Genomic DNA, 16,988 nt, shown 5'->3' on the forward strand with positions numbered 1-16,988 from the left:
TCGGTGACGAACGAATCCGACGAGAGTCGGCGCCGGGAGCCGGCGCCCCGAAAGGAACGAGATGGGTCAGGCCATATCGCGCATCCACGCCATCGTCCGGGATCGATCCGGTGAGAGGTCGTCGTGCTTGCGCCGGTCCTGGCGCGACGCGGTGGTCGCGATCTCCGCCGTCCTGCTGTTCGGCATGACGCCCGGGGCGCTCCGGGCCCAAGAATCGGCGGCTCCGGCCGAGAAGGCCAGGCCCGCGACGGCGGGCAAGCCAAGCGAAGGCAAGCCGAGCGAAGGCAAAGCGACAGAGACCAAGCCGACTGGCGCCGGCACGACGGCCGGAAAGCCCACCGACAAGGCGGTCGAGGAGGAGGAGGTCGAGGAGAAGCCCGTCGTCTCCGAGATGATCCAGGGGATTCGCGACCGGCTCGACAAGGCCAAGCAGGATCTCGACGCCCGCGAGAAGATCGTCTCCAGCCGGACCGCGGCCGCCGGCGACCTCCTGCGCGCCCGCGACGGCCTCGATACGGTGGCCGACGGGATCCGGCGCATCATCGACCTGACGCAGCCGCGCCTCGATGCCGCCCGCGAACGCCTGAACCAGCTCGGCCCCAAACCCAAGGATGGCGAGGAGGGCGACGACGTCGCCAAGGAACGCTCCGAGCGCGAGCACGCCGTCGCCGAGATCGACGAGACGCAGCGCCTGGCGAAATCGCTGCTGGTGCAGAGCGAGCAGATCCTCGACCAGGTCTCGAACCGGCGCCGGGCCGCCTTCACGCGCGGCCTGTTCGAACGGTCCTCGCCCCTCGTCAGTCCCGACCTGTGGATGCGGGTGACCGCCGACATTCCCCGCGACCTGCGGGCCCTGCAGAGCGCGGTCACCGACCTGCCGGACCTTTTCACCCGCAACGGCACGCTCGGCAACCTGCTGCTGCTGGGCGTCGCCTTCGGCATCTCGGGCGCCCTGTACTTCGGGCGCCGCAACATCGCGCCGCGCTTCGGACGCCGGGGCAAGGCGGTGGTCGATCCGCCCCGGCGCCAGCGGCTGATGGCGGCCTGGCGGGTGTTCCTCGTTGGCACCGTGCCGGCGCTGGCGGGAAGCTATGCGGTCTACTACGCCCTGGACGCCACCGACCTGATGCCGCCGCGCCTGATGCCGATGGCCGGCGCCATTCTGATCGGGCTGGCCTTCGTCGCCTTCGTGCAATCCCTGTGCGACGCGTTGCTCTCGCCGGACAAGCCGTCTTGGCGCCTGGCGCCGGTGAGCGACGCGGCCGCCTCGCGCCTCACGCTCCTGGCGGTGAGCATCGCCGTCGTGATCTCGGTGGTGAAGACGATCGAGGCCTTGAATTCCGGCATCTCGGCCGCGCTGCCGGTCTCCATCGCCACCCGGGGCATCGGGGCGCTGGCGACCGTGCTGATCCTCGCCATCGGCCTGCATCGCTTCGCCGACACGCAGGACGAGGAGGAGGCCTGCCTCGGCCCCTACGTGCCGCCGGACAACGCCACCACCATCGGGGGGCCGGCCCGGCTGCTCGGCTGGGCGGTGGTGGCGGGCGTCGGCGCGGCGACGACGGTGGGCTACGTCGCCTTCTCGTCCTTCCTCATCGACCAGATCGTGTGGACGGCGAGCCTGTTCGCGCTCCTCTATCTGCTGACGGCCAGCGCCGACACCTTCATCGGCGGCTCGCTCACCGAGCAAACCCGGGTCGCCACGGCCCTCCAGGCCAACACCGGCCTGCGCAAGCGCTCGATCAACCAGATCGCGGTGCTGGCCACGGGCTTCGCCAGGGTCGCGCTGGTACTGGTCGCGATCCTGCTGGCATTGGCGCCGTGGGGACTCGATTCGACGGACGTGCTCACCTCGGTGCGCACGGCCTTCTTCGGCTTCAAGGTCGGCGACGTCACGATCTCGCTCTCCACCATCGCGCTCGCCATCGGCATCCTGGTGCTCGGCGTGGTGGTCACCAAGGCGATCACGCGCTGGCTGGAAAAGACCTACCTGCCCGCCACCGACCTCGACGCGGGCCTGCGCAACTCGATCGCCACGGTCACCGGCTATTGCGGCTTCCTGCTCGCCCTCGCCCTGGCCTTTTCGTACCTCGGCCTCAGCCTGGAGAAGCTCACCATCGTGGCCGGCGCCCTGTCGGTCGGCATCGGCTTCGGTCTCCAGTCCATCGTCAACAACTTCGTCTCGGGCCTGCTCCTCCTGTGGGAGCGGCCGATCCGGGTCGGCGACCAGGTCGTCATCGGCGACAGCGAGGGCATCGTGAAGCGCATCTCGGTGCGCTCCACCGAGATCCAGACCTTCGACCGCTCGGCGGTGATCGTGCCGAATTCCAACCTGATCTCCGGCATCGTCAAGAACCGGGTCCGCGGCGACCGGACCGGGCGCGTCAGCATCTTGGTCAGCGTGATGCGCAACCAGGACCCGGTCCGGGCGGCCGAAATGATCACCGCCTGCGCCACCGCCCATGCCGACGTGCTCAAGTCGCCGGCCCCGCGCGTCGTCTTCCGCAAGATCGGAGACCCGTTCCTCGACTTCGAGTTGCTCGCCTGGATCACCGACGTCGATTTCGGCACGCGCGTGCAGAGCGACCTCAACTTTTCCGTGTTCAAGGCGTTGTCCGCAGCGCAGATGATCCCTGACCTCGGACCGGGATCGAGCGTCGTCACCGTCCAGGGATTGGAACCCGTGCAGAACGCCCTCGGCCAGATCGCCACCGCCTTCGCGACGAGTTCGGCGGCGCCCGCCGCGACGGGCGCGCCCGGAGCGACGACCCCCGAGGACGGGGACGACGCAGCACCGGCCTCGCGGCGGCGGCCCGCGCGGGCCTCGTCGTGACGCGCGCGCGGCGCTTCACCGCCGCCATCCTCGCGGGTGCCCCGTTCCTGTCGGGCTGCATGGCCGACCGGTCCGAACCGGCGCCGACCCTGTACCTGGCTCTGGCGACGCCCGCGGCGCAGATCGATGCCGCCACCGCCCGCGACATGATCTCGGCCTATCGCGCCAGGACCGGCCTCGCGCCGCTGGCCCTCGATCCGGACCTCCAGCGCCTGGCCCAGGCCGAGGCCGCCGCCATGGCGGTGGCGGACAAGCCGAGCCGGGCCGAGACGGTCAAGAACGCGGTGGGGCGCCTGGGCTACGTCGGCGCCGAGGCCAACCTCTCGGCCGGCTACCATACCCTGGCCGAAGCCTTCTCGGGCTGGCGCGAGAGCACGGGGCACGACGCCGTCATGCGCGCGCCCGGGGCGCGGCGGATGGGCATCGCCACCGCCTATGCGCCGAACTCGAAGTACAAGGTCTACTGGGCGCTGCTGGTCGCCGAATAGGACGACCGGCCCGTCTCGCGATGGGCGTCGGCGCCGGCGGCCTCAGGGAATCCCCTTGGTCCACGGCGTCGGGGCCGATTCGCTGAGCAGGGTCACCGTCACCCTCCGGTTGGCGGAGAGGTAGGGGTTGTCGGGAAACAGCGGCTCGGTGTCGGCCTTGCCGCTGACGGAGGCGAAGCGATCGTCGGGCACGCCGGCATTGGCGAGGATCTCGCGCACGGTGATGGCGCGGTTGGCCGAGAGTTCCCAGGGCGGAACCGACGTGCGGGCGCCGGGGCGATCCGTGGCGGTGAAGCCGGTGATCGCGATACGGTTGGCCATCCGCCGCAGGGTCGGCGCCAGCTTTTCGAGGAGGCGGCGGGTGCGGTCGTTGGGCCGGCTCGACCCGTCCGGGAACATCGAGGCGCCGTCCTGGTCGACGAGCGTCAGGTCGAGGCCGCGCTGGGTCGGCGTGACGATGATGTTCTTCGACAGTTCGGCGACCTCCGGCATGTCCTGCAGCGCCTGGCGCAGGCTGGCGGCGGCCAGGCCCGCTCCGTCGCGATAGCCCGCATCCGGGATGCCGTCTTCCTGGATGGCGTCGGTTCCGGGCGGGGTCGGGCGGTCGGTGGCGTTCTCGGGGGCGATGTCACGCAGGTTCTTGACGCGCTGCGCGCTCGGCAGCCCGTCCTTCTCGATGATGCCGGCGAAGCGCGATTCCTTGGTCGTGCCGAAGGCGTCGCGCATCGAGCCGGCCACCATCTGCAGCTTCTTCTGGTCCTGCGTCGAATAGGCGGCGATCATGACGAAGAAGCTCATGAGCAGCGCCATCAGGTCGGCGAAGGTCACGAACCAGCCGTGGCCGCCGTGCGCGCCGCCGCGCTTCTTCTTGGCCACCGCCGCCTCCCGTGGTCGTCAGGCCGCTTCGGCCGAAAGGTCTTCGCGGTGGTTGTGCGGCAGGTAGGCGATCAGCATCTCGCGCACGAGCGAGGAGCTTTTGGCGTCGCGGATGAGCAGGATCCCGTCGATGATGAGGGAGCGCGAGACGTCCTCCTCCTCGAGCTTCATGTGGAGCTTGTCGGCCAGCGGCAGCGTGATCGCGTTGGCGAGCAGCGCCCCGTAGAGGGTGGCGAGCAGCGCGGTCGCCATGGCGGGGCCGAGCTTCGAGGGATCGGACATGTTGGCGAACATCGTCACCATGCCGAGGATGGTCCCGATCATGCCCCAGGCCGGGGCGCAGTCGCCGAACGCCCGGTAGATCTTCGAGCCCTCGTCGAGGTGCATGAGAAAGTTGTCCCGGTCGCGCTCCATCGTGTCGCGGATGAACTCGCGGTCGTAGCCGTCGGCGATGTAGCGGGCGCCCTGGGCCAGGAACGGGTCGGAGATCTCCATGCTCTCGAGGGCCATCGGGCCGGACTTGCGCACCACGTCGGCGATCTTGGTGATCTCCTCGATGAGGTCGCGCGGCTTGATCGCCCGCATGGTGAAGGCGTAGCGCAGGCCCATCGGCAGGCCGTGGGCGATCGTCGAGAACGGGAAGCGCATCATCGTCGCGGCGGTGGCGCCGCCGAAGATCACGATCACCGCGTGCTTGTCGAAATAGGCGGCGAAATTGCCGCCGTCGATCATGATCAGGACGAAGACGGTCGCGATTCCGCCGAGCAGACCGACAGCGGTTGCGAGATCCATGGCGGGCAAACCTGAGCGACGGAGACGTGCCGGAAACGGACGCCGGGCGTAAGCCCCGTGCACAGACTTAGGTGGACGCGGTGAACGAACCGTAAAATCGGTGGCGCCGCGCCTGGGAATCGTGTCATTCGCCGTTCAGGGAGAGGCTGCGATAAGCCGATCAGCACCGAGGCTAAGCCGTTCCGCCGACAGCGGACCGCCGATCCGCAGGTGCCGCGTACAGGCACAAGGTCCCGCACGAACGGGGGCCGCCAAAATCGGCTTCGGAGCACACGTCATCATGTCGTTGGTTCGTCTCTACGCCCGGGTCATGGGCCTTTTGGGCGCCGACAAGCGGCTCGCCGTCTTCCTGGCCGCCGCCAACGTGGCGCTGGCCGTGGCCGCCTTCGTCGAGCCGTTGCTCATGGGCCGGATCATCGACAAGCTCACCCATCTGAACAAGGATTCCGACGCTTTTGCGACCCTGCTGCCCCTGGTGGCGGCCTGGGTCGGCTTCGGCCTGTTCACCATCGCGGCCGGTGTCGCCATCGCGCTCCACGCCGACCGGCTGGCCCACCGCAACCGCCTCTCGGCGATGGCCAACTACTTCGAGCACGTCCTCGAGCTGCCGCTCGCCTTCCACTCCTCGAACCACTCCGGGCGCGTCCTTAAGGCGATGCTGGAGGGCACGAACGGCATGTCGTGGCTGTGGCTCGGCTTCTTCCGCGACCATTTCGTCGCCATCGTCTCCCTCGGCGTGCTGCTGCCGCTCACCCTGTTCGTCAACTGGCAGCTCGGCGGCATCCTCGTGGTGCTGGTCCTGGTCTTCACCGTGCTGACCACCCTCGTCATCCGCCGCACCGAAACCCTGCAGGGCAAGGTCGAGGCCTACCAGTCGGGCCTGGCCGAACACGCCTCCGATGCGCTGGGCAACGTCGCGGTCATCCAGTCCTTCACCCGCGCCAAGGCCGAGAAGGATGCGATGCACGGCATCATCCGCAACCTGCTCGCCGCGCAGATCCCGGTCCTGTCGTGGTGGGCTCTGGCCAACGTCGCCACCCGCGCCTCCGCCACGCTGACGATGACCGCGATCTTCATCACCGGCATCGTGCTGCACCAGCACGGGATGGCCAGCGTCGGCGAGGTCGTTGCCTTCATGAGCCTGGCCACCATGCTGGTGTCGCGCCTCGACCAGGTCGCCTGCTGCATCAACGGCCTGTTCCAGCAGATGCCCAAGATCGCCGAGTTCTTCGAGATCCTCGACACGGCGCCCGCCGTCCACGACCGGGCCAACGCCCGCCAGGTCGCCCGCTTCGAGGGCGAGGTCTCCTTCGACAACGTCGGCTTCTCCTACACCCCCCGCCGCAAGGCCGTGGAGGAGGTCTCCTTCACCGCCCGCGCCGGCGAGACCGTGGCCCTGGTCGGCACCACCGGCTCGGGCAAGTCGACGACGCTGGGCCTGCTCCATCGCGCCTTCGATCCCGACCACGGCGCCATCCGCATCGACGGCATCGACATCCGCGACATCGGCCTATCGTCCCTGCGCCACAACATCGGCGTGGTGTTCCAGGAGCCGATGCTGTTCGCCCGCTCGATCCGCGAGAACCTTCAGGTCGGCCGCCCCGACGCCACCGACGCCGAGATGCTCGACGCCCTCGACCGGGCTCAGGCCACCGAGTTCATGGACCGCCAGCTCGACGGCCTCGACACGGTGATCGGCGAGCGCGGACGCTCGCTCTCGGGCGGCGAACGCCAGCGCCTGTCGATCGCCCGCGCACTCTTGAAGAATCCGCCGGTGCTGATCCTCGACGAGGCCACCAGCGCGCTGGACGCCACCACCGAGCGCAAGCTCCAGGGTGCCCTGGAAGCCGTGATGGAGGGCCGCACGACCTTCGTCATCGCCCATCGCCTCGCCACGATCCGCAACGCCGACCGCATCCTCGTCTTCCACGAGGGCCGGATCGTCGAATCGGGGAGCTTCGACGCGCTGGTCGCGCAGAACGGGCGCTTCGCGGACCTCGCCAGGGCGCAGTTCATGGCCGGCGCCCACGAAGCCGACGACGCCCTGCCGCTGGCGGCCTGATCCGCGTCCCCGACCCCTTCCCCTCTGCGGGGGGAGGGGTTTTTCGCGGTCACACCTCCTCCGCCCACACGCGAAACAGCGTCAGCCGGTTCGGCCCGAAGGTGTGGGTCAGCGGCACGTCGGCCGCGTCGCGTCCCCTGGCGACGAGGATGCGGCCCTGCCGGGGCGCGTTGTTGCGCGGATCGAAGGTGTGCCAGGCCCCGCCGAGATATACCTCGATCCAGGCGGCGAAATCCCCCGGCGGATGCGGCTCGGGCTCGCCGATGAAGCTGAGATAACCGGTGCAGTAGCGCGTCGGGATGTTGAGGGCCCGGCAGAACGCGACGCTGAGATGCGCGTAGTCGCGGCAGACGCCGCGACCCACCGCCAGGGCATCGGTGGCCGTGCGGTCGACGCGGGAATAGTCGTAACCGAATGCGATGTGGTCGTGGACCCAGTCGCACACCGCCTGCACCCGTGCCCAGCCGGCGGGCGTTTCCCCGAACAGCCGCCAGGCCTCGTCCGACAGGAGGTCGGACTCGCAGTAGCGGCTGGCCACCAGGAAGGGCAGGGTCTCGGGCGGAAGCTCCTCGACCGCATGCTGGTTCGCCTGCGCCACCACCGGATCGCGGGCGCCGTCGTCTTCCATCACGGATTCGACGGTCAGGGTCAGGAAGCCGGCCGGGGCCACGAGGCGGGCGCAGCGGTTGCCGAAGGGATCGAGGAAGGCCTGCAAGGGTACGTCCGCGTCGGTCCGCAGGTCGTCGGGGACGACGAGGGTGCCGCGGCAATCGGGATGCGAGGTCAGCCGCGCGATCAGCGGGGTCGGATAGGCGAATTCGTAGCCCATCTCGCAGCCGAACCGGATCCGCATGCCGTCACCCCTTGCCAGCCATCCGCGACGGCCCGCCCGTCTCATGCCCGCACCCCGGGCAGGAGGCTAGGACGCGCAGGTCACAGGCGAATGTCGGATGGTGGATCGCGCGTGACCGGAGCGCCTTATCAGGGCGGCGGCGCCTCCCGGGCCTGATCCTCCGGCTGATCCAGCGCCCTGTTCCGTCGTGCCTGCATCCGTGCCTGTAGCCTTCGCCGCCGCGCTGCAATGACGGTGCCATTGATCTCGCCGCCGAACAGGAACATCGCGGCCAGCCAGTACAGGAAGACGAGGAACACCATGGCCGTGGCCAGTCCCCCGTAGGTGGAGGCGTAGGCCGTCGAGAACCGGTCGAGATAGAAGCCGAAGCCGAGGCCGGCGAGGAACCACAGCAGCAGCGTCACCGCCACGCCCGGCAGCACCGCCAGCACCGGCCGGCGCCCGGTGGCGACGAACTTGTGGGCGATGATGAGCACCGCGGCGATCAGGGTGGCGGTGATGCCGATGCGGCCGATGGCGACGGTGAGCCCGAGGGGCTCGAGGCCGGGGACGAACTTGATCAGGGTTCGCCACAGCAGCGGCCCGAGCACCACCAGCAGCGCGAAGGCGAGCATCGCGAAGGCGCCGCACACGACGTAGCCGATCGATTCGAGCCGGGTCAGCCACCACGGCCGCGATTCGCGCAGGCCGTAGGCGCGGTTGAGCCCGACCCTCAGGCTCTCGACGCCGGAGGAGGAAAAGTAGAGCGCCAGCACCGCGCCCACGGTCAGCACGCCGCCGCGCTGCTCGGTGAGCACCCGGTGCATCTCTCCCACGATCGGCTTGGCGACCTCCCTCGGCCAAGCGTCGAAGATCAGCACGCCGGCCTCGTCGGCGAGCGATTTCGTGCCGAACAGGCCGGCGACCGCCGCCAGCAGGATCAGGAACGGGAACAGGGAGGTCAGGCTCGACAGCGCGATGTGACTGGCGATCGCCCAGCCGTCGTGGATCACGAAGCGCTGGGCGGCGATCGCCGCGATGCTGAGGCTGGTGCGCAGGCGGCTCACGGGCAGGCGACGTCTCCTGACGGGATGTCATGGCCCCCTCTAAACGCCAGGGCGGGCGACAGGGCAACGTCCACCGCGGAAAACGAGCGGGCGCATGGGCCGGCGGCGGCCGGCCGGGTTGTGTTCGGGCGCCCGCTATGGTGCCTGCCGGCATCATGTCAAACGCCTCGGCCGCCCGCGCCGCCATCCCCGGGCTCTTCGTCCTGATCTGGGCGACCGGCTTCATCGCCGCCCGCTTCGTGGCTCCCCATGCCGAGCCGCTGACCTTCGTCGCGGTGCGGGTGGTGGCGGTGTCGCTGGTGCTCGCCGGTATCGCCGCCGCCCTCGGCGCGCGCTGGCCCAGAGGCCCGGCCGAATGGCGCGACGCCATGGTCGCGGGGCTTCTGATGCAGGGGCTCTACGTGATCGGGGTGTTCTGGTCGATCAAGAACGGCCTGCCGGCCGGCATCGCCGCTCTCGTCGGCAGCCTGCAGCCGCTGCTGACGGCGATGTTGGCGCGGCCGCTCCTGCGGGAACGGGTGAGTTCCCGCCGCTGGTCGGGGATCGGGCTCGGGTTTTCCGGGGCGATCCTGGTGCTGGCCCCCAAGATCGGCGTCGCCGGCGAGGCCGGCATCCCGGTCCTGCCCCTGGCGGCCTGCCTCGGGGCGATGGTGGCGATGACGCTGGGCACCCTCTGGCAGAAGAGCCATGCGGCCGATGTCGATCTCCTGAGCAACGCCACGGTCCAGTTCGTCGGCGCCTCCCTGCTGGCGGTGCCGGTCGCCCTCCTGTTCGGGGACGGGCGCTTCGACGCCTCGCTGCCGCTCTGGGCCGGGCTCGCGTGGTCGGTGCTCGTCAATTCGGTGGCGGGCATCCTGCTGCTGCTGGTGCTGATCCGGCGCGGGGCTGTGGCCGGCGTCGCATCCCTGTTCTTCCTGGTGCCGCCGGTCTCCGCCGCCATGGCCTACGGCCTCTACGGCGAGGCCCTGAACGTCGTGCAGATGGCCGGAATGGCGGTGGCCGCGGCCGGTGTGGCCATCGCCAGTCGTGGATGAGCGCGACATCATGAAGTATACCACATCGAATTCCATCGACTGCGGCGAGACGCCTCTACAGAGGCGCCGATCGTGCCTATAATGACAGGCAGCATAAGACTTTTGCGAAGGAAGAATCCCCATGTCCGCATCGCCCGCCGTCACGATCGAACCTCAGGACTTCCTGACCCTCGCCCGGGAGGCCGGTGAGGCCGCCAAGGGGCTCGTCTCCGAGGCGACCCGCCGCGTCCGCACCCGGGTCCTGTCCGGCGAGGGCAAGATCTCGGCGGAGATGATGGAAGCCGAGCAGCACGCCACCCACGGCCTCGCCTGGATCGCCGTCTATGCCGAGGGCGTGCGCGAGCTCGCCGCCTACGCCGCCCGCCTCACCGAGACGGGCGAATTCGGCGAGACCGAATCCCTGCTCGTGAAGATCGGCATCGGCGAATACCTCGACCAGATGTTCTCCGGCATTCCGATGAGCCAGGGCGAAATGGTGCGTCCCACCGGCTCGCTCGGCCTGACCGCCCGTGAGGTCGCCAAGTTCCGCACCGGCGCCGTCGAGTCCCTGATCGCGGAAGGCAACACGGCCGAGAACCGGGCCGCCCTCGTCGCCCGCATCCGCGACAACGGCGGTTCGGCCACCATCGGCAAGTCCGGCCTCGACGAGGACATGGAGGCGATCCGCTCCGAGATGCGCCGCTTCGGGCTGGCCGAGGTCGTGCCCCACGCCCACGAGTGGCACAGCCAGAACGCCTACATCCCGATGGAGATCGTCACCAAGATGGCCGAGCTCGGCGTCTTCGGCCTGACGATTCCCGAGGAGTACGGCGGCATGGGCCTGCCCAAGATCTCCATGTGCGTGGTCTCCGAGGAATTGTCCCGTGCCTACATCGGTGTCGGCTCGCTCGGCACCCGCTCGGAGATCGCCGCCGAGCTGATCCTGTGCGGCGGCACCGAGGAGCAGAAGCACCGCTTCCTCCCCGGCATCGCGTCCGGCGACACGCTCCCCACCGCCGTGTTCACCGAGCCGAACACCGGCTCCGACCTCGCGTCCCTGCGCACCAAGGCCGTCAGGGACGGCGACGTCTGGAAGATCTCGGGCAACAAGACCTGGATCACCCACCCCGTGCGCGCCGACATCATGACCTGTCTGGTGCGCACCAAGCCCGAGGAGAAGGGCCACCGCGGCCTCTCGCTCCTCATCGCCGAGAAGCCGCGCGGCACCGACGAGGAGCCCTTCCCGGTCCAGGGCCTGTCGGGCGGCGAGATCCACGTGCTCGGCTACCGCGGCATGAAGGAATACGAGCTCGCCTTCGACAACTTCGAGGTGCCGGCGGCCAACCTGCTCGGCGAAGTCGAGGGCAAGGGCTTCGCCCAGCTCATGCAGACCTTCGAATCCGCCCGCATCCAGACCGCGGCCCGTGCCGTCGGCGTGGCGCAGAACGCCCTCGACCTCGGCCTGCGCTATGCCGAGGACCGGGTCCAGTTCGGCAAGGCGCTGATCAACTATCCGCGCGTGGCCGACAAGATCGCGATGATGGCGGTGGAGATCAACATCGCCCGCCAGCTCACCTACTTCTCGGCCCGCGAGAAGGACGAGGGCAAGCGCTGCGATCTCGAGGCCGGGATGGCCAAGCTGCTCGGCGCCCGCGTCGCCTGGGCGGCGGCCGACAACGCCCTGCAGATCCACGGCGGCAACGGCTTCGCCCTCGAGTATCAGATCAGCCGGGTGCTGTGCGACGCGCGCATCCTCTCGATCTTCGAGGGTGCCGCCGAGATCCAGGCCCAGGTCATCGCCCGCCGCCTGCTCGAAACCGCCTGAGGCGGGCTTCGGATCGTCGTAGACGGCTCTTCGACGGTCCTTCACCGACCATCCCGTCTCCCCTGGCATGCGCCACGGGAGGCGGGCCCGAAACCTTCGGGCCGGCGACACCGGCCGGATCGCCTTCAGACGGAGGCCGGTCGGCGCCCCGCTGCGACGTCCCCGATCAGTTGCAGATGCCGGGGCAGGCAGACCGATGCGAGGTCGTAGCCCAGCGCGGTCCGGCGTGCAGCCGCACGAAGGCCCCGATGTCCCTGTGGATCGGCCAACAGCGCCACTACCGCCTCCGCGATCGCGCCCGGCGAGAAGAAGTCCACCAGCAACCCGTTCTCCCCGTGCCGCACCAGTTCCTCCACCGGCGGCGTCGCCGAGCCGACGACGGCGCAGCCGACCGCCATCGCCTCGATCAGCGACCAGGACAGGACGAAGGGATAGGTCAGGTAGACATGCGCCGCCGAGACCTGGAGCAGGTTCAGGAACACCGCGTGCGGGATGCGCCCGACGAAATGCACCCGTGAGAGATCGAGGGCGTCCTTGACCTCGTCGAGATAGGCGTCGCGGTGGCTGCGCCCGTCGGCTCTCGGCCGTCCGTAGCTGGTGCCGTTGCCGCCCACGATGATGACGCGGGCCTTGGGCCGCCGCCGCAGGATCTCCGGCAGCGCCCGCATGAAGATGTGATAGCCGCGGTAGGGCTCGAGGTTGCGGCTGACGAAGGTGACGACCTCGTCGCCCGGCGAAAGCGTCGGGCCCTCGGTGTTCAGCCGGATCGTCGCCGAGGGGTTCGGCGCCGCAACGCCGGTGTCGATCCCGTCGTGGATCACGCTGACCTTTTCGCGGTAGGCGGGCGGCACCTGGCCGGCCTGCCACCGCGTCGGCGAGACCAGCCAGTCGGACTGGTCGTAGGCCAGGAGATGGGGCGCGTTCTTGACGGTCACCTCGAAGCGGGACGCATCGCCGTCCATGGGGAACTCGGGATCGAACCCGACGTCGGCACCCGCGAGCCGGTAGTGGAACTCGGCGAACCCGAGCATCCTGGCCGCGGGCCAGACATCCTTCAGGAACAGCGTCTCGCCCCAGCCGGGATGACCGCAGATGACGTCGGGCGAAAATCCCCGCGCCTTGAGCGCCAGCCCGGCGCGGGCCGCGGCCTCGCCGCGCAGGACCTTGGTCTCGAAGTTCCGGGCGAGGGGATGGATCCCCTCCGTGGGATGCGCCTTGATCCCGTAGCGCAAGGCGTTGACGCCGGGCAGCGCCGGCGCCTCGTTCATGCCGAGCGCCACCACCTCGTGGCCCTGGGCCGCCAGGGCGGGTGCCACGTGACGGTACTGGCCGGGAAAGTTCTGGTGGACGAAGAGGGAGCGCATGGGCAGGCGGGTTCCGGGTTCGGGTTGCCGGCGTCGTGTCGGAGCATGAGCCGGCTCCGGCCTTTCCGGCCGAGCCGGCGGCCCGGACAGGAAGCGGTTCGCGCCGGGCTCGCCCGCACGCCGTGAAATCATGCCTCAAGCGACGGCGGCGGGACAATTCCCGTCGGCGGCGAGAAACCCGGGGCGATGCGGTTGCGCCGGTCCGGTCTGGCGCCCCGCGATCGGTCTGGCATATGGTATTCCAAGAGATCGAGAGGATGTTCGGATGACGGTGCTGTTCCACCACGCGGCCGCCTTGGCCCATCGTACGCCGCACGGCCACCCCGAACGGCCCGAGCGCATGCAGGCGGTGCAGGACGCGCTCGCCGGCCCGGACTACGCCGGCCTCGACCGGCGCTCGCCGGAACCGGCCACCCTCGAGACGGTGATGCTGGCCCATCCCGAGGCCTGGGTGCGGGATCTCGTCCGCTCGGCACCGGCGGACGGGCTCGTCCACCTCGACGGGGATACCGTGCTCTCGCCCGGCACCATCGACTGTGTGCTGCGCGGCGTCGGCGCGGCGGTGACCGGCGTCGACCTCGTGATGACCGGTGCCGCCAGGAACGCCTTCAGCGCCATGCGGCCGCCGGGCCACCACGCCGAGCGCACCAAGGCGATGGGGTTCTGCATCTTCAACAACGCGGCCATCGCCGCCCGCCATGCCCAGAAGGTCCACGGGGCCGAGCGGGTCGCCATCGTCGATTGGGACGTGCACCACGGCAACGGCACCCAGGACATCTTCTGGTCTGACCCCTCGGTGCTGTTCGGCTCGACCCACCAGATGCCGCTCTATCCGGGCAGCGGCGCGGTCTCCGAGACCGGCGAGCACGACACGATCGTGAACGCGCCGCTGCGGCCCTTCGCGGACGGGGACGCCTTCAAGGAGGCCTTCGAGAGCCGCATCCTGTCGCGCCTGAAGGCGTTCCAGCCCGACCTGATCGTGATCTCGGCGGGGTTCGACGCCCATTGGCGCGATCCCCTGGCGAACCTGATGCTGGAGGCCGAGGATTTCGCCTGGGCGACGCAGAGGGTGATGGAGATCGCCGACACCGCCTGCCAGGGCCGGATCGTCTCGGTGCTCGAAGGCGGCTACGACCTCAAGGGGCTCGGCGATTCCGTCGCCGCGCATGTGGCGGTGCTGATGAAGGGATGAGGGAGCGCCGCGCGCCGGCCATGCGACCCGCCGCCTCGACAGGGCGGCGCCTTTCACGGCATCCCCGGTCGCGCCATCCCGCCCCTCGATCACGACCGCCGTCCGCATGACCGCCGCCCCGCCAGCGACCTCCTCCGCCACCCGCCTGATCGTGATCCTGTCGGTGGCGGGCTTTGCCAGCACCTTCGCGGGTCGCTCCATCGAGCCGCTGGTGGGAGTGCTGGCGCGCGATCTCGCCAGCGATCCCCATACCGTGGCGCTGCTCTCCACCGCCTTCGCGCTGCCCTATGCCCTGATCCAGCCGGTGCTCGGGCCGCTCGGCGACGGCCTGGGCAAGGAGCGCATCGTCGCAATCTGCCTCGGCGTCCTGGCACTGGCGTTGGGCGGCTGCGCGCTGGCTCCGGACATCGCGAGCCTGTTCTGGCTGCGCATCCTCGCCGGGGCCGCGGCCGGCGGGGTGGTGCCCCTCGCCCTGGCGCTGATGGGCGACCGCATCGCCCTCGCGCACCGCCAGGTCGCCATCGGCCGCTTCCTGGTGGCGGTGATCCTCGGCCAGCTCTCGGGCTCGACCTTCGCCGGCCTGATCGAGGCGACGGTCGGCTGGCGCGGCGTCATGGCCATCACGGCCGCGGTCGCGGTGGCCGCCGCGGCGGCGGCTCTGTTCGGGTTCGACCGGACCGCCGCCGCCCCGCCCCGGCGCGTCGGCGTTCGCGAGGCGGTGGCGCGCTACCGGACCATCGTCGCCATTCCCCGGGCGCGGGTGCTGTTCGCCGCCGTCTTCGTCGAGGCGATCGCGGTGTTCGGCATCTTCCCGCACCTGGCGCCGCTGCTGGAGGCGCGCGGGGAGGGTGGCCCGCGCGAGGCCGGGCTGGCGCTGGCGGGCTTCGCCGCCGGCGGCCTGATCTATTCCGCCTGCGTCGGGCTGTTCGTGCGCCACCTCGGCCTGTCGCGGATGCTCATGGCGGGTGGGACCATCTGCGCCGGGGCGCTCCTCGTCATCGGGATGGCCTCGCGCTGGCAGGTGGATGCCGCCGCCCTCGTGGCGTTGGGCCTCGGCTTCTACCTGCTGCACAACAGCTTCCAGGTGCAGGTGACGGAGGTGGCGCCGACGGCGCGCGCCTCGGCCGTGGCGCTCCACGCCTTCTCGTTCTTCTGCGGCCAGGCGCTGGGCGTGGCGATCCTGGGCGGCGCGCTCCAGGTTCTCGGGCAGTTCGCCTCGCTCGGCCTCTGCGCCCTCGTCACCCTCGGCCTCGGCCTCGTCACCGCCCGGCTCCTGGGGCGACCCACGCCGATGACGATGCCGTGAACCTGGCCTACCACTTCCGGTTAATCGCGTCGTGATGCGGACGTGGGTTCGCTCGGGCGCCGCCCCGCCAGACCCTCGCGACCGTGGCGGCGGAGACTTGAACGACACGACCTTCGACGGCACGCCCGACCTCCCGTGGGTCGGCGGCCGCTGAGTCGGATGCGCGCGCCGGCACCCTCACGGGCGCGCGGATCGAGGGCGGCCATTCCCCGGATGTGGCGGACGACGGACGGCTGTCGGCGGCATCCTCCTGAGGATCGATGCTCTCGCCGAACGGGATGTTCGGACGGCGGGAACACCGGAACCGAAGGCGGCACCAGGATTCAGATTACCGGGGCCACTGCGCCGCGTTGCCGAATTTGGCCAGCGAGTCCTTGACGACGGGCAGAGCCATGAACCCTTCCTTCGGAACGCGCGAGAACGCTTCGTATTCCAGGCGAACCAACTCCTCCAACCCGTAGACGCGGCCGGGCCTATCTCCGACCGATGTCGACTTGAAGAAGTAAGAGCCTTCAAACGACAGGTCGTTGTGACGGGCAATCTCGGGGAAGATAGGGTAGATTGCAGAGCTTGCGAGAAAATTCGGGACGATGTTGACGTCCATATGCCAGCCGCTCTTGCGCGCCAGCCCTCGAGCTTCCAAATAACCCGCTATCTTATCAATGTATGGAACGAAGATACGAGACGACGGATGATTTTGAGAAAAGAAACACGTACCGTCGCGAATTAAATCTCTTATTTCCTGCTCAAACCGAATGTCGACGGACTGCTCCCTGCGCCGAAGCTCCAAGAACGACTTTTCGCATTCGTCGAAGTAGCCGAGAAAGCGGTATGTATTGCCCTGGTAAAGCCTGAGCGCTTCGTGCCCCGAAAATCCGGATGCAAAAGCCAGCGCGGCGATCAAGCTATGATAATCGCCAAGCGGTCCCTGTAATCTCCCTCCCATTTGGCCAATGTAGGCCACGTCCGGATGTAGCCCGGTAAAAACGATATTCGTGATGAATATGACCGGGATCGGATCGAAGGCTTTGACGATCTGATCGGTCGCAAGTACTCCAAATTTATCTGAGAGAGGGGTGGTGAGGACAAACGAGTAATCGTACTTATTCGCGATCAGCTTGGCGTGAGCTTCCGCTCTATCCGCAAGCCGCGTCGTATGAACGCCATGAATATCGACTACAAAATCGTCCAGAGCCCAGGTCAGTCCATGCTTCAAAGGTTGGGCTTGGCAATTACTGATCACCAGACACTTTTTGCTTGCGCTGGACATCTTTGCGATTATGCCCCTTCGACCGGGATGCGATCTGCCTCGCGGTACTCTGTGGGGCTTGGGTCTAT

General features: G+C 69.1%; 13 protein-coding genes. 7 read left to right on the top strand and 6 right to left on the bottom strand.

Going from position 1 to position 16,988, the window contains the following annotated elements:
* The first annotated feature begins 184 nt into the window (after positions 1–184).
* Positions 185–2,833: a DUF3772 domain-containing protein gene (locus tag ASF39_RS13185; protein WP_056285125.1), complete on the top strand. Its 2,649-nt coding sequence runs from the start codon at positions 185–187 to the stop codon at positions 2,831–2,833.
* Positions 2,834–2,892: 59 nt separating this feature from the next.
* Positions 2,893–3,321, top strand: a complete 429-nt coding sequence (locus tag ASF39_RS13190) for a CAP domain-containing protein (RefSeq protein ID WP_056285127.1) — start codon at positions 2,893–2,895, stop codon at positions 3,319–3,321.
* A gap of 42 nt (positions 3,322–3,363) precedes the next feature.
* Here the strand turns inward: ASF39_RS13190 and ASF39_RS13195 are convergent, their stop codons facing one another.
* Both ASF39_RS13195 and ASF39_RS13200 read right to left on the bottom strand, forming a co-directional pair.
* A complete protein-coding gene (locus tag ASF39_RS13195) occupies positions 3,364–4,197 on the bottom strand; it encodes a flagellar motor protein MotB (RefSeq protein WP_055884421.1) in 834 nt (277 codons plus the stop codon).
* Positions 4,198–4,215: 18 nt separating this feature from the next.
* Entirely contained in the window at positions 4,216–4,989 is a 774-nt protein-coding gene (locus tag ASF39_RS13200) for a MotA/TolQ/ExbB proton channel family protein (protein ID WP_055884418.1), read from the bottom strand.
* Between the two features lie 280 nt (positions 4,990–5,269).
* Here ASF39_RS13200 and ASF39_RS13205 point away from each other — a divergent pair, with 280 nt between their 5' ends.
* The gene (locus ASF39_RS13205; protein WP_056284610.1) at positions 5,270–7,051 is read left to right on the top strand and encodes a glucan ABC transporter ATP-binding protein/ permease; all 1,782 of its coding nucleotides are present in this window, start codon (positions 5,270–5,272) and stop codon (positions 7,049–7,051) included.
* A gap of 49 nt (positions 7,052–7,100) precedes the next feature.
* On the opposite strand, the gene ASF39_RS13210 is transcribed toward ASF39_RS13205, so the two are convergent.
* Positions 7,101–7,904: a transglutaminase family protein gene (locus ASF39_RS13210; RefSeq protein ID WP_056284614.1), complete on the bottom strand. Its 804-nt coding sequence runs from the start codon at positions 7,902–7,904 to the stop codon at positions 7,101–7,103.
* Between the two features lie 128 nt (positions 7,905–8,032).
* On the bottom strand, positions 8,033–8,950 hold the full coding sequence (locus ASF39_RS13215; protein WP_055884402.1) for a YihY/virulence factor BrkB family protein: 918 nt from the start codon (positions 8,948–8,950) through the stop codon (positions 8,033–8,035).
* 155 nt (positions 8,951–9,105) lie between these two features.
* Here ASF39_RS13215 and ASF39_RS13220 point away from each other — a divergent pair, with 155 nt between their 5' ends.
* Together ASF39_RS13220 and ASF39_RS13225 are read left to right on the top strand one after the other, a co-directional pair.
* Positions 9,106–9,984 (top strand): DMT family transporter, encoded by an 879-nt coding sequence (locus ASF39_RS13220; RefSeq protein WP_056285130.1) that lies wholly within the window; start codon positions 9,106–9,108, stop codon positions 9,982–9,984.
* A gap of 121 nt (positions 9,985–10,105) precedes the next feature.
* Complete coding sequence (locus ASF39_RS13225) at positions 10,106–11,788, top strand: acyl-CoA dehydrogenase family protein (protein WP_055884400.1); 1,683 nt, start codon at positions 10,106–10,108, stop codon at positions 11,786–11,788.
* Between the two features lie 125 nt (positions 11,789–11,913).
* Here ASF39_RS13225 and ASF39_RS13230 read toward each other — a convergent pair whose 3' ends face one another.
* Positions 11,914–13,152, bottom strand: a complete 1,239-nt coding sequence (locus ASF39_RS13230) for a glycosyltransferase family 4 protein (RefSeq protein WP_056284617.1) — start codon at positions 13,150–13,152, stop codon at positions 11,914–11,916.
* 265 nt (positions 13,153–13,417) lie between these two features.
* On the opposite strand from ASF39_RS13230, the gene ASF39_RS13235 reads away from it, so the two are divergent.
* On the top strand, positions 13,418–14,344 hold the full coding sequence (locus ASF39_RS13235; protein WP_056284620.1) for a histone deacetylase family protein: 927 nt from the start codon (positions 13,418–13,420) through the stop codon (positions 14,342–14,344).
* Positions 14,345–14,450: 106 nt separating this feature from the next.
* Positions 14,451–15,650 carry an MFS transporter gene (locus ASF39_RS13240; protein WP_056284622.1) on the top strand — a complete coding sequence of 400 codons (1,200 nt, stop codon included), beginning with the start codon at positions 14,451–14,453 and terminating at the stop codon, positions 15,648–15,650.
* Positions 15,651–15,978: 328 nt separating this feature from the next.
* Here ASF39_RS13240 and ASF39_RS21385 read toward each other — a convergent pair whose 3' ends face one another.
* Positions 15,979–16,920 carry a WcbI family polysaccharide biosynthesis putative acetyltransferase gene (locus ASF39_RS21385; RefSeq protein WP_156648493.1) on the bottom strand — a complete coding sequence of 314 codons (942 nt, stop codon included), beginning with the start codon at positions 16,918–16,920 and terminating at the stop codon, positions 15,979–15,981.
* Between the last annotated feature and the right edge of the window lie 68 nt (positions 16,921–16,988).

Source organism: Methylobacterium sp. Leaf108, from assembly GCF_001423265.1.
In the GTDB taxonomy this organism is placed as follows: Bacteria; Pseudomonadota; Alphaproteobacteria; order Rhizobiales; family Beijerinckiaceae; genus Methylobacterium.